The following is a 12808-nucleotide window of genomic DNA, read 5'->3' on the forward strand; positions in this document are numbered from 1 at the left end:
TCGTGCTGAAAGCCACCCTGCGGAGTTTTCTCGCGCACAAGGGGCGGCTGTTGCTGTCCGCCCTCGCCGTCGTGCTGTCCGTGGCGTTCGTCGCGGGCAGTCTGATCTTCTCCGACACCGTCAGCCGTACCTTCGACCGGCTGTTCGCCTCCAGTTCCGCCGATGTGACGGTGCAGCCGCGGGAGGACCTGGAGGCCTCGGTGCCGACCGGGGCCGTGGCGACGGTGCCCGCGGGGCTGGCCCGGCGGCTCAGCGGTGTCGAGGGCGTGGCGTCGGCGCACCCGGACGTCGAGGTGGAGAACGTCACCGTCGTCGACGACCGCAACGAGTCGGTGGGTCCGACCACCGGCGCCCCGACCCTCGCCGTGGACTGGCACGTCACCGAGCGCAGCGTGGTGGAGCTGACCTCCGGCCGCACCCCGCGCGGGGACGGCGAGGCCGTGCTGGACGCGGACACCGCGGACGCCAGGGACGTGGAGATCGGGGACACGCTGACCGTGCAGGCGCAGCCCGGTTCGTTCCGCGTCGAGGTGGTCGGGATCGCCACCTTCACCACCACCAATCCGGGCGCGGCCCTGGTGTTCCTGGACCCCGGGGTGGCGGCCACCCGTCTGCTGGGCGCGGCGGACCGGGCCACCGGCGTCTCCGTGGAAGCGGCTCCGGACGTGCCCGACGCGGAGCTGAAGCGGCGGATCACCGCCGAACTCGGCGCCGGCGCCTACGAGGTGAGGACGGCGGACGAGCAGGCCGAGACGGCCTCCGAGGAGCTGGGCGCGTTCCTCGACGTCATCAAGTACGCGATGCTGGGATTCGCCGGGATCGCCGTGCTCGTCGGCGTGTTCCTGATCGTCAACACCTTCTCGATGCTGATCGCCCAGCGCACCCGCGAGCTGGGCCTGCTGCGGGCGCTCGGCGCGGACCGGCGGCAGGTGCGGCGGTCGGTGCTGACGGAGGCGGTGCTGCTCGGGCTGGCCGGCTCGACGGTGGGCCTGGCGGCCGGGGTGGGGCTGGCCTTCGGGCTGATCCGGCTGATGAGCGCCTTCGGGATGAACCTCAGGACGACCGAGATGGCGGTCGGGTGGGCCACGCCCGTCTCCGCGTACGCCGTGGGCGTGGGCGTCACCTTCGTCGCCGCGTACCTCCCGGCCCGTCGCGCGGCGGCCGTGTCCCCGATGGCCGCGCTGGCCGACGCGGAGGTCGGCGGGGCGGGCCGGCCGCTGCGGGCCCGCGCGGTGGCCGGAGGCGTCGTCGGTGTGCTCGGCGCGGCGGCGCTGCTGGGCTGCGTCGTGTCCGGCGAGACGGCGACGGCGGCGTCCCTGCTGGGGCTCGGGGTGGTGCTCACCCTGGTCGCCACCGTGGTCGCGGGCCCGCTGCTGGTGCGGCCGGTGATCCGGGTGCTGGGCGCGGCGTTCCCCGCGGTGTTCGGCGCGGTGGGCCGGATGAGCCAGCGCAACGCCCTGCGCAACCCCCGCCGTACCGGCGCCACGGCCGCCGCGCTGATGGTCGGGCTGGCCCTGGTGGGCGGTCTGTCGGTGGCCAGCGCCTCCATGTCCCGGTCCTTCGACCAGCAGATCGACAAGACCCTCGGCGCGGACTTCGTGGTCCAGAACGCCAACTTCACGCCGTTCCCGGAGGAGATCACCGACCGGGTGCGGGACACCGAGGGCGTGGGCCTGGTCGTACGGCAGCGGTTCGCGCCGGTGGCGGTGCGGCTGCCGGACGGCGAACGGATCGAGACCACCGCCTCCGGGTACGACGACGGCGTCGACGACGTCGCCCGGGTGACGTACGCCGAGGGCGGTACGGCGGCCGCGCTGGCCGCCGGCGGGATCGCCATGGACGCGGGGTTCGCGGCCGAGCACGGCGTGCGCCGCGGCGACCGGGTGCCGGTGGAGTTCCCGGGCGGGCGCACCGCCGCGTTCACCGTGGCCGCCCTGACCGACATGGAGGGCGGCGAGGGCTTCGGGATGCGCGGCGGGCTGTTCTTCGGCATCGCGGCCGTGGAGCGGTACGTGCCGGGCGGCCAGGACTCCGCGCTGTACGTGAACGCGGCGGCCGGGACCTCCCCTGACGAGCTGCGCGACCGGCTGGAGGCGGCCCTCGACCCGTACCCGCAGGTGCAGGCGCGCGACCAGGCCGACTACAAGGAGCTGGTGCACGACCAGATCGCCGTGCTGCTGTACCTGGTGTACGCCCTGCTGGGGCTGGCGATCGTGATCGCGGTGCTGGGCGTGGTCAACACCCTCGCGCTGTCGGTGGTGGAGCGCACCCGGGAGATCGGGCTGCTGCGGGCGATCGGTCTTGGCCGGCGGCAACTGCGGCGCATGATCCGGCTGGAGTCCGTGGTGATCGCGGTGTTCGGTGCGGTGCTCGGACTCGCGCTGGGGCTGGTGTGGGGCGTGTGCGTCCAGCAGGTGCTGGCGCTGGAGGGCATGACCGCGTTCGCCGTCCCCTGGGGCACCGTCGTGGCGGTGGTCGTCGGGTCGGCGGCGGTGGGCGTGGCGGCGGCGCTGCTGCCGGCCCTGCGGGCTTCGCGGATGAATGTGCTGGAGGCCATCGCCCACGAGTGAGCCGGCCTCCGCGCCCCCGCCCCGTGGCGCCGGTCCGCATCGTGGAATTCCGTGATCACGCTCATGCGGCCGTGCTGGGATCGGCCGCATGAGTGAACTGACGAGCGCACTGCGGATCCGGACCGCCGGCCCCGACGACCTCGACGCCGTGCTGGCCTTCTGGAAGACGTCCGCCGAGGGCACGAGCATCAGCGACGACCGGGACGGCGTGGCGCGGCTGGTCGCCCGCGACCCCGGGGCGCTGATCCTCGCCGGGCGGGACGGGGAGCTGGTCGGCACGGTGATCGCGGGCTTCGACGGCTGGCGGTGCCATCTGTACCGCCTGGCGGTGCACCCGGACCACCGCCGCCAGGGCGTCGCCACGGCGCTGCTGGCCGCCGCGGAGCACCGGTTCGCGGCGCTCGGCGGGCGCCGCGCGGACGCGATGGTGCTGCAGCGCAACGAGACCGCCCATCATGCGTGGGGCGCGGCGGGGTATGCGCCGGAGGAACGCTGGCGGCGCTGGGTGAAGCCCCTGACCGGGTGATCCGCGGCCCGCCGGCCGGACTCTGCCCGTCCTCCACCCGGTGAGGGCCGCCCGGCCCTCCGTGAAAGGTCGTGTCACCGCCCGTGGGCCCGCCTCCGGTTGCCGACACCGCGCGTCCGACCCCGTCCTGTCCGACGATGGGACGGAGGTGACCCGATGACCGAAGTGCTCCTCCTCCTGGCGGCGATCCTGCTGTCGCTCCTGTGCGGGGCGTTCGTGGCGGCCGAGTTCTCCCTCACCACGGTCGAGCGGGCCGAGCTGGAGCGTGCGGTGGAGCGCGGCGAGCGGGGCGCCGCCGGTGCGCTCAAGGCCGTCCGCAGCCTCACGTTCCAGCTCTCGGGGGCCCAGCTCGGCATCACCGTCACCAACCTGGTCGTCGGCATGCTCGCCGAGCCGTCGGTCGCCGCGCTGATCAGAGGCCCGCTGAGGGACCTCGGCGCCTCGGAGTCGCTGGCCCGCTCGCTGGCGCTGGTGATCGGCACCGGCCTGTCGACGGTGTTCCTGATGGTGGTCGGCGAGCTGGTGCCGAAGAACTGGGCGATCTCCTCGCCGCTCGCGGTCGCCAAACGGGTGGGCAACGCCCAGCGCTGGTTCAGCACCGCGTTCCGCCCGTTCATCACCCACCTGAACAACTCGGCCAACCGGATGGTGCGCCGGATCGGGCTGGAGCCGGCCGAGGAGCTGGAGTCCGCGCGCAGCCCCCAGGAGCTGGCCGCGCTGGCCCGGCACTCCGCCAAGGAGGGCGCCCTGGAGCCGGACACCGCCGAGCTGTTCGTCCGCACGCTGAACCTCGCCGGCCTGACGGCGGAGAACGTGATGACGCCCCGTGTGCAGGTCATCGCCCTGGAGGAGCGCGCGACCTGCGAGGACGTGGCCAATGTGACCCGCGCGACCGGGCTGTCCCGGTTCCCCGTGTACCGCGAGACGCTGGACCGGGTCGTCGGCACGGCGCATGTGAAGGACGTGCTCGCGCTGCCCGCCGAGCGCCGTCCCGAGGTGCCCGTGTCGGAGCTGATGCGCGAACCGCTGCTGGTGCCCGGGTCGCTCACCGTCGACCGGCTGCTGGACCGGCTGTCGGGCCGCCGCACCATGGCCGTGGTCATCGACGAGTACGGCGGCACCGCGGGCGTGGCCACCCTGGAGGACATCGTGGAGGAGGTCGTCGGCGAGGTCCGCGACGAGCACGACCCGCACGAGACGCCCGACCTGGCGCGGGCCGGCACCGACGAAGCGGGCCACGAGCTGTTCTCCGCCGACGGCTCCGCACGCCTGGACCAGCTGGCCCGGGTGGGGCTGCGCGCCCCGGAGGGGCCGTACGAGACGCTGGCCGGGCTGGTGGCCGCCGAGCTGGGCCGGATCCCGGAGACCGGGGACTCCGTCGAGGTGACCGGCTGGCGGCTGGAGGTGGCGGACGCCTCGGGCCGCCGCGCGGCGCGTGTGCTGCTGCGCGCGCCCTTCGACGACGGGCCGCCCCCGCGGCCGGACGGCGACACCTCCGCGTCCGCCGGAACCGACGACGACCCGGGGGCCCGCCGATGACCGCCGTGCAACTGCTGATCGGCCTGGCCACCCTGGTCGCCAACGCCTTCTTCGTCGGCGCGGAGTTCGCCCTGATCTCGGTGCGCCGCAGCCAGATCGAGCCGTACGCGGACGAGGGCGACCGGCGCGCCAAGCGGGTGCTGTGGGGTCTCGAGCACGTGTCCGCGCTGCTCGCCGCGGCGCAGCTGGGCATCACGCTGTGCACCCTGGTCCTCGGCATCGTCGCCGAGCCGGCCATCGCCCATCTGCTGGAGCCGGTGTTCCACGCGGTGGGCGTCCCCGAAGGCGCCGGGCACGCCGTGTCGTTCGTGATCGCGCTGGCCCTGGCCACGTATCTGCACATGCTGCTCGGCGAGATGGTGCCGAAGAACATCGCGCTCGCCGAGCCGGTGCGCAGCGCGCTGCTGCTGGGCCCGCCGCTGGTGGCGCTGTCCCGTGCGCTGCGCCCGGTGATCTTCACGGTGAACGCCTTCGCGAACACGCTGCTGCGGCTGTTGCGGGTGGAGACGCGGAACGAGGTGACCGCGTCCTTCTCGGACGCCGAGCTGGCGCAGATCGTGAAGGACTCCGGCGAGGCGGGCCTGATCGACGACCGGGCCCGGGAGCGGCTCCACGACGCGCTGGAGCTGGGCCGGCGCCCGGTGCGGGACGTGGTGATGCCGCTGGAGCGGGTGGTCTACGCACGGGTGGGCGTCACGCCGGAGGAGCTGGAACGGCTGTCGGCCCGGTCCGGCTTCTCGCGGTTCCCGGTGGTGGACGAGCAGCGGCGGATCGTCGGGTATCTGCACGTCAAGGACGCCCTGGACGCCTCGCCGCGGGACATGCCGTTCCGGCTGCGGGACATGCGGTCGATCGCGCGGGTCCGGGAGAGCACGCCGATGGACGACGTGCTCACCGCGATGCGGCGCAGCCGTACGCATCTGGCGGCCGTGCTCGGCACGGACGGGCGCATGGCGGGTCTTGTGACGATGGAGGACGTGCTGCGGGAGCTGTTCGGGCTGCGGACCTGAGCGGCTTCCGGCCACGGGGAAGGTGACCGACCGGCGAGTATGTGCCAGGGGCTACCATTTCTGTCGCCATGCAGACGAACCCCACCCCCAGCACCCCCGCCCACACCAGCCTCGTCGCTCTGGGCGACTCCTTCACCGAAGGCATGTCGGACCTGCTGCCCGACGGCACCTACCGCGGCTGGGCCGACATGCTCGCCGCCCGGATGGCGGCCGTCACGCCCGGCTTCCGGTACGCCAATCTCGCGGTCCGCGGCAAGCTGATCCAGCAGATCGTCGACGAGCAGGTGGACCGGGCGGCGGCCATGGGGGCCGACGTGATCACCCTGGTCGGCGGCCTGAACGACACCCTGCGCCCCAAGTGCGACATGGGACGGGTGCGGGACCTGCTCACCGAGGCCGTGGAGCGGCTGGCCCCGCACTGCGAACAGCTCGTGCTGATGCGCAGTCCGGGCCGCCAGGGACCGGTGCTGGAGCGCTTCCGTCCGCGCATGGAGGCGCTGTTCGCCACCATCGACGAGCTCGCCGCCCGGCACGACGCGCTGGTGGTCGACCTGTACGGGGCGCCCGCGCTCGGCGACCCCCGGCTGTGGGACGTGGACCGGCTGCACCTCACCGGCGAGGGTCACCGCAGGGTCGCGGAGGCGGTGTGGCAGGCGCTCGGCCACCCGGCGGAGGACCCCGAGTGGCATCTGCCCCCGGAGGCCACGCTGCCGCCGCACTGGGTGGCGCGCCGGGTCGAGGACGCCCGGTTCGCGCGACGGCACCTGCTGCCGTGGATCGGCCGCCGGCTCACCGGCCGCTCCTCGGGCGACGGCCTGCCGCCCAAGCGCCCCGAGCTGCTGCCGTACGAGACGGCGTGACCGTCCGTTCGTACGTTCCTCCAGGTCACCCCGTGGCGCGGGCCTGCACGAATCGCCAGTAGACTCCTGTACGCTTCTACGTCTGTGAGTAAAGCCCCAGCTCAGAGGTGCTTCTCACGGACTAGCCGGGGGTCATTTCTCACAACCTCTCACATCGCTCGCTACGTTCGTCATCCGTGAAAGCCGTCCCAGGCGGCTGCGGCGGACCGCAGATCCTCCACCCCGGGACGGACGTACTTGGCCTTGGTGAAGGAAGCATTCGTGTGGCCCGCCCACGCGGCGAGGACAACGTCCGGGACGCCAGACACCGCGAGGTACGTCAGGCAGGAGTGGCGGGCGTCGTACAGGCGGACCCGCCGCATCTCCAGCTCCCGCATGAGCCGGTAGGCGTGCTCCCGCAAGTTGCGGGTGTTCATGGGACGGCCGAGCAGGTCGACTGCGACGTACGGCGTGTCGGTGTACGCCTCGCCCGCACTGAGCTTCTCGGTTGCCTGGCGGGCCTTGAACTTCTTCAAAGCGTCCTGCGCCTTGCCCGGGAGGGGCAGCAGCCTCTGGCCTGCCGACGTCTTGGTGTCCTTCTCCAGCACCAGCTTGTTGCCGATCATGGTGCGGGTGTTGGCCGTCTCCAGGGTTCCCGCCTTCAGGTCGACGTCCGTCCAGCGCAGGCCGCACACCTCCGCCGGACGCAGGCCCATCAGCGACAGCAGCATCGGCGCGTACAGGCGGTCCCGTTCGACGCCCTTGATGAACGCCTGCACCTCCTGAACGGTCCACGGCTTGGGTCGGACCCGTTCCCGCTTGCCGGCCTTCTTGTCGGCCAGGGCGACGCGGACGTACTGGGCAGGACTGGCGGGGATGAGCTTGCGGACCACGGCCCGGCCGAGGGCGTCGCGCAGGCGCGTGAGGATGCCCTCGACGGTGGAGACGGCCAGCCGCGATCCGGCGGGCCCGCCTGCGCGTCGGCCGCCTGCGACGAGGTTGTCGACGAAGTCCTGGATGTGGTCCTCGGTCAGCTCCTGGAGGCGGATGTGCCCGAGCGTGTCGTAGACGTGCACCAGGGCGATCCGGTACACGCGGATGGTTGTCGGTTCGACGTCGCGGCGCTTGTGCTCCAACCACTCGTCGAGCCACTCCCCCACCGTGATCTTGCTGGGGGCAATGAGGGTGCCGGCCGACCGTTGGCTGATGATCCGGGCCCGTTCCTCAAGGACTTCACGCTTGGTGTCCCTGGTGACGGTGAGCTGGATGCGCTTGCCGCTGGCGTCGCGACCAGCGTCGACCACCGTGCGGTAGCGGACCTTGCCGCTGCTCAAGGTGATCTTCTTGACGGGTTCGGCCATCACATTCCCCCTTTCGCGCTTCTGCTCAGTCGCCCGGCAAGGGCACGAAGCCGTGCGATCCCTGAATGCCTGCCTCTCCGGGCTGACCAAACTGGCGCAGACCAACCGGCAAGGACCGCACCTGGTGCTCAACGAGCGCCGTGCCGTCGTCCCCCTCGGGAATCTCCAGAGGGCGCCGGAACGTGGCCCACATCCAGGCGTCGAACGCCGAGACGGTCTTGCTGCCCGTCAGCTCGACCTCCCCGTGGAGCGTCGGCGGCATAAGCAGCCGCGCAGGAGAAGCGCCCAAGGCCACGGACAGTGCCATCAGGTCATCGACATCGACTCGACGTTGCCCCTTCTCGATCTTCGTGATGGTGTTCGCCCGCATCGGGCGACCGAGGCGGGTCACCTCTGCGGCGAGCTGCTCCGTCGTGAACTGAGCGCGCTCCCGCAGTGACTTCAGGTTCTCCATCAGGCGGTTTCCTGTCGGCCCCAGCTCGTTCGGACGCCGTGGTCGCGAGGTTCCGCCCACCTCGTTTTCTCCCATGACGGTAGTGTGTCCTACCGTTCTTGACAACGCAAGCCGCCGCGAGGATCATTCTTTCAACGGAGAATCTACTCCTTTCTCGTCCTCCTCTACTCCCAAGATGGAAGGATTGCATGTTGGACTCCGAGTCGCTCGACAGCGCTCAGGACTGGTTCACCACGGACGAGGTCGCGCACCGCTACCGGACTTCAGCGAGCACTGTGCGGTACTGGCGGCGCATCGACTACGGCCCCCGCGCCGTGAAGGTCGGCCGCCGCATGCTCTACAGCGCCGACGAACTCCGGCGGTTCGACACCGCTCTGCTGGAGGCCGCTTCGTGAGCGCCCCCACCCTCGCCGACATCCGCACCTGGCCCGCCGTCGTACCCGTCGACCAGGCCGCCGCAGCCCTCGGCTGCTCCCGCAGCTGGCTCTACGCCCGCATCAAGACCGGCGACGCCCCCGTCCGCAGCCTCCGCTACGGCACCCGCGTCGTCGTCACCGCCAGCCTCATCAACGCCCTGGAGGCATCGTGAACACCCAGCCCGAGGCCGGACGCCTCGCCTACATCTACGCCCTCATCGACGACCAAGGTCGCGCCCGCTACATAGGCCACACCGGCAAGCCCCTCAACGGAACCCAGAGCCGGGCCTACGTCCACTGGGCCCACCGCAAGCTTGACGACGACCGTCGCAACCCCCGCCTCAACGCCTGGCTGCGCACCCTCGACGCACCCCCGCAGGCCCTCGCCCTGGCAGCCGTCCCCTACGCGCAGCGCTTCACCGCCGAGACCGCCTGGACCCACTTCTTCCGCTGGGCGACCGGGGAGCAGCTCCTCAACATCAACGCGGGCAACCAGAAGGTACCCGAAGTCATCGCCCGCGTCAGCGCCACCCAGAAGCGCCACCACGCCAGCCGCAAGCAGCTTCAGCTCACCGCAGCCGCATAGGAGAAGACATGGACCCCGTAACCCCCGAAGAGCGCGCCGAGTACGCGCGGCTCCGCAACCAGATCGAGCAGGGCTTCAGCCGCCTCAACGCCCGGATGGACCACATCCTCGGCGACCACGGCTTCGCACCGGACGGCGACTGCCCGTCGTGCGAGGCACGGCAGCACCCCCAGACGTGATCAAGCCCCTCCTCGCTGGCGCTGATATCGCCGACGCGGAGGGGCTCACGCCCCGCTCGTACACATCCCGGCGTCTGGACACGCCAGGATGACACAAAAGAAAGGCGCGTTGTGGACATTGTCGCACGCGGCTATGGCTCGTCAACCTCGTCGGGCGACGGGCCGGCCGGGTTGACGGACGTCGAACCCGACCCCGACCAGACCATCGCGTTCCTCAAAGCGCTGTACCCGCGACTCCCCGAAGGCGTCGTCTCGTACACCACGTTCACGGTGACCCAGCGGTCCATCAACGTCCCGCAGCGGCTCGGCACCTGGACCGCCGAAGAGAACAACGGACGTCCGGCCACCCACGACTACGAGTGGCTCGCCGCGCGCATCCACCGGAGCACACAGGGAGCACCGCCCACCCCCGAGGAGTCGGCGCAGCACTTCCCGCACGTGCCCATCACCGGCGCATTCCTCCGCCTGCCCACCACCATGGCCGAGTGGCCCACCGGCAATCGACGCGGCGGACAGTCCAACGTCTGCGAGCTAGTCGGCTTCGTCCTCAATGGCGACTACGACGTCCCCGGCCACCACAAGCGCAACGAGAACAAGCTGCCGCTCCCTCCGGACGCCGACACCGTCCTCGACATCTGGACACAGGCCGTCGGCAAGGCACCGACGCTCGTCTGGACGACCGGCGGCGGCATCAACGGAGCATGGCTCCTGGACACGCCAGTCCGCCTCCCCGACGGCGAAGAAGGCGCGGCCCTGCTCAAGCAGTGGCGTGCAGCCTCCGGCCGGTTTCACGACCGCGTCGTCCGGGCCGCGAACGCCCGCGACATGCACCACGACTCCGTGCCGAACAACGACCGCCTCATGCGCATCCCCGGCACCGTCAACGCCAAGCTCGGCGTCGAGCCCAAGCTGGCACGCCTCGTCACCACCGACGGCCCCCGCTACAGCCTGACCGACCTTCTGACCCTGGCCCCCGAGCCCGTGCAGACGGACGACGGATCGCTCGTCGACCCGATCACCGGAGAAGTACTCCGCGGCCCCCGCCCCGTCATCCAGGGGCGCGCCGCTGGATCGGCACGCAGCACCTCCGACGACGGCGAAACCCCCTGGGGCCACTACGACCGCGAGATCTGGAAGCGCGGCACGTTCAGGGACCTCCTCACCCGCGACGGCTGGGCCGAGGAGGGCTTTCACAACGGCGTCCTGCGCTTCTGGCGCCCCGGCAAGGGTCCCGGTGAGCAGATCTCCGCCACGCTCGGGGCCAACGAGGGCGTCGGCGCGCTGTCGTATGGCGCGAAGTTCTTCGTCTTCTCGGACAACGCCCCTGGGCTCCTCGGCACCACCTACAAGGACCAGTTCCTGTCGCCGTCCCTCTATCGCGCGGTTGTTCAGCACGGCGGCGACATGAAGGCCAGCGCCGCCGAGCTTCGTCGCAGTGGGTACGGCGCACCGCGCGTACCCGCTCAGAAGCCTGCTCCCACCGCAGACGCATGGGCAGACTTTCAGATGCCCACCTTCCGGCCGTCCGACTACAAGACCGTCCAGGACGCGGAAGGCAACGTCCGGCGTGTCCTCACCGACGCGGCCAAGGCCCGCATTACCGCGCAGATGAACGGTGAAACGGCTCCGGACGCCGACGGCGAGACCGCTCCGGAAGGGCCCATCATCCCGGGGCGTATTCCCCCGTCGTTCTGGGACCGACGCCCGGTCCTGCAACACATTCGCCAGGCCGCGCACTCCCAGTGCTGCTCCTCCGACGTCTTCCTGTACGCCTACTTGGCACGCATGTCCGCCCTGATCGACCACCGCATCCGTATCAACACCGGGGCCAAGCAGCCCGTGTGCCCCAACATCTACGTCGGCATCTGCGCCCGCTCCGGCACGAACAAGTCGTCGTCGGTGGCCGGCGCGCGCGACCTCACCTACACCCCCGAGCACCGGGACGTCCTCGACGGCGTCCCGATCGGCACCGGTGAGGGAATGGCCGAGGGCCTCATGGGGACCGTCATGGAGGACGACCCCGACGGCAAGACCGGCAAGGACGGGGTCGTGAAGCAGACGTCCGTCCGTAAGCAGGTACGCCACAACATCTTCTTCGACGTGGACGAGGGCGAGACCCTGATCCGCCTCGGAAGCCGCGACGGTTCGTCCCTGTGGCCGTCGATCCGGGTTGCGTGGACGGGAGGACCGCTCGGCCAGCTCAACGCCACGGCAGAGCGCAACCGCGTCATCCCGGCCCGCTCGTACACCATCAGCATGGTCGTGGGCTTTCAGTACTCCAACGTCCTGAAGGTCATCCAGGACGACGAGACGGGAACCGCCCAGCGGTTCATCTGGTGCAACGCCGTCGACCCAGACATCCCGATGGACCCGGTCGACTGGCCGGGCGAGTGCCGTACTGCCCTCAGGAGATGACCCTCAGCCTCGCCCAACTGGCCGAGGGGCCGAAGGCTCAGCGCCTCATCGAGATGCCGACGGACCTGAAGCGCCTGATACGCCGGGACATCGTTCTGCGGGGCCGGGGCGACGAGAGCGTCGACCAGGGCAAGCTCAACGCACACGCCAACCTGTCCAAGGCGAAGCTGTCCGCGCTCCTGGCGCTCATGGAGGGCCGCGACGAGATCAACATGGAGGACTGGGAGCTGGCCGAGATCCTCTGGGAGGCATTTTGCGAGCTGCGGGCATTCCTCATCGACGAGGCTCGCCGTGAGGCCGAGGAGAAGCAGCGGGAGAGGACCGAGGCCGACCTCCAGAAGGCCGTTACGATCCACACCCAGAAGGCCGCCGCCGACCGGTCCATCGAGATCCGCGCTCGGTGGGTATGGGAGAAGGTCTCTGCCGGGGCGAGGACGCTCGGCGAGTTGAACAAGAAGCTCGGTTCTGGAGTACGCCACACGCTGCGTCCGGGGGTAGAACTCGCCGTCGTCCGTGACTGGGTTCGACTCAGCGATGAGGGCGAGCTTTCGCTCGGACCCTCCCAGCCCGGCAAGGGCACCTGAATCCCAGGTACCACCCCGAGGCCCTCAGCCCCCGCTGAGGGCCTCCTTTTATGTCTAGATAGCCCACTTCATCAAGATTGCCGCCAGGTACCACCAGGTACCACCACCCCTTCAAGATGTCCGTTATGCCGGAAGGGGGTACGTGGTAGCACCACCCCGGGGTCGGCTCGTGCACTACCCCTGCGCGAAAGTGGATCTTCTAAAGAGAGAGTAAAAGGCACAGGTCAGAGGGAGTTCACTGTCGGGCACGATGATCACGGAGCGTGAGTGCCACCCGCCTCCCTCACACACGTGCGGGAGGTGCCACCAGGTACCACCTACCACCTTCG

13 protein-coding genes are annotated in these 12808 nt (G+C 70.8%); 11 read left to right on the top strand and 2 right to left on the bottom strand.

From position 1 onward, the window contains the following. Positions 1–2 precede the first annotated feature (2 nt). From ACP7TJ_RS03985 to ACP7TJ_RS04005, 5 genes are all read left to right on the top strand, one after another. Positions 3–2570: an ABC transporter permease gene (locus ACP7TJ_RS03985; RefSeq protein WP_427762138.1), complete on the top strand. Its 2568-nt coding sequence runs from the start codon at positions 3–5 to the stop codon at positions 2568–2570. Positions 2571–2658: 88 nt separating this feature from the next. After that, positions 2659–3096, top strand: coding sequence for a GNAT family N-acetyltransferase (locus ACP7TJ_RS03990; protein ID WP_167742487.1), 438 nt, complete (start codon positions 2659–2661; stop codon positions 3094–3096). Between the two features lie 156 nt (positions 3097–3252). After that, complete coding sequence (locus ACP7TJ_RS03995) at positions 3253–4635, top strand: hemolysin family protein (protein ID WP_367548645.1); 1383 nt, start codon at positions 3253–3255, stop codon at positions 4633–4635. Next, entirely contained in the window at positions 4632–5645 is a 1014-nt protein-coding gene (locus tag ACP7TJ_RS04000) for a hemolysin family protein (protein WP_427762141.1), read from the top strand. Before ACP7TJ_RS03995 ends, ACP7TJ_RS04000 begins: the two co-directional genes overlap by 4 nt. A 68-nt stretch (positions 5646–5713) precedes the next feature. Beyond that, positions 5714–6505: an SGNH/GDSL hydrolase family protein gene (locus ACP7TJ_RS04005; protein ID WP_193459741.1), complete on the top strand. Its 792-nt coding sequence runs from the start codon at positions 5714–5716 to the stop codon at positions 6503–6505. Positions 6506–6675: 170 nt separating this feature from the next. On the opposite strand, the gene ACP7TJ_RS04010 is transcribed toward ACP7TJ_RS04005, so the two are convergent. After that, a complete protein-coding gene (locus ACP7TJ_RS04010) occupies positions 6676–7845 on the bottom strand; it encodes a site-specific integrase (RefSeq protein ID WP_427762143.1) in 1170 nt (389 codons plus the stop codon). 25 nt (positions 7846–7870) lie between these two features. Next, positions 7871–8299 carry a helix-turn-helix domain-containing protein gene (locus ACP7TJ_RS04015; protein WP_189910761.1) on the bottom strand — a complete coding sequence of 143 codons (429 nt, stop codon included), beginning with the start codon at positions 8297–8299 and terminating at the stop codon, positions 7871–7873. A gap of 188 nt (positions 8300–8487) precedes the next feature. Between ACP7TJ_RS04015 and ACP7TJ_RS04020 the strand changes: the two genes are divergently transcribed. The 6 genes from ACP7TJ_RS04020 to ACP7TJ_RS04045 all read left to right on the top strand — a co-directional run bounded on the left by ACP7TJ_RS04020 (position 8488) and on the right by ACP7TJ_RS04045 (position 12479). Beyond that, positions 8488–8694, top strand: coding sequence for a helix-turn-helix domain-containing protein (locus ACP7TJ_RS04020; RefSeq protein ID WP_189910762.1), 207 nt, complete (start codon positions 8488–8490; stop codon positions 8692–8694). After that, complete coding sequence (locus tag ACP7TJ_RS04025; RefSeq protein WP_189910763.1) at positions 8691–8888, top strand: helix-turn-helix transcriptional regulator; 198 nt, start codon at positions 8691–8693, stop codon at positions 8886–8888. The genes ACP7TJ_RS04020 and ACP7TJ_RS04025 overlap by 4 nt, the downstream gene beginning before the upstream one ends. Further along, positions 8885–9301 carry a hypothetical protein gene (locus ACP7TJ_RS04030; protein WP_189910764.1) on the top strand — a complete coding sequence of 139 codons (417 nt, stop codon included), beginning with the start codon at positions 8885–8887 and terminating at the stop codon, positions 9299–9301. The genes ACP7TJ_RS04025 and ACP7TJ_RS04030 overlap by 4 nt, the downstream gene beginning before the upstream one ends. 8 nt (positions 9302–9309) lie before the next feature. Continuing rightward, a complete protein-coding gene (locus tag ACP7TJ_RS04035) occupies positions 9310–9480 on the top strand; it encodes a hypothetical protein (RefSeq protein ID WP_189910765.1) in 171 nt (56 codons plus the stop codon). Between the two features lie 111 nt (positions 9481–9591). Further along, complete coding sequence (locus tag ACP7TJ_RS04040; protein WP_427762147.1) at positions 9592–11895, top strand: hypothetical protein; 2304 nt, start codon at positions 9592–9594, stop codon at positions 11893–11895. Next, positions 11892–12479: a hypothetical protein gene (locus ACP7TJ_RS04045; RefSeq protein ID WP_189910768.1), complete on the top strand. Its 588-nt coding sequence runs from the start codon at positions 11892–11894 to the stop codon at positions 12477–12479. Before ACP7TJ_RS04040 ends, ACP7TJ_RS04045 begins: the two co-directional genes overlap by 4 nt. Positions 12480–12808 lie beyond the last annotated feature (329 nt).

Source organism: Streptomyces sp. DSM 41931 (assembly GCF_050271085.1).
Classification (GTDB): domain Bacteria; phylum Actinomycetota; class Actinomycetes; order Streptomycetales; family Streptomycetaceae; genus Streptomyces; species Streptomyces albogriseolus.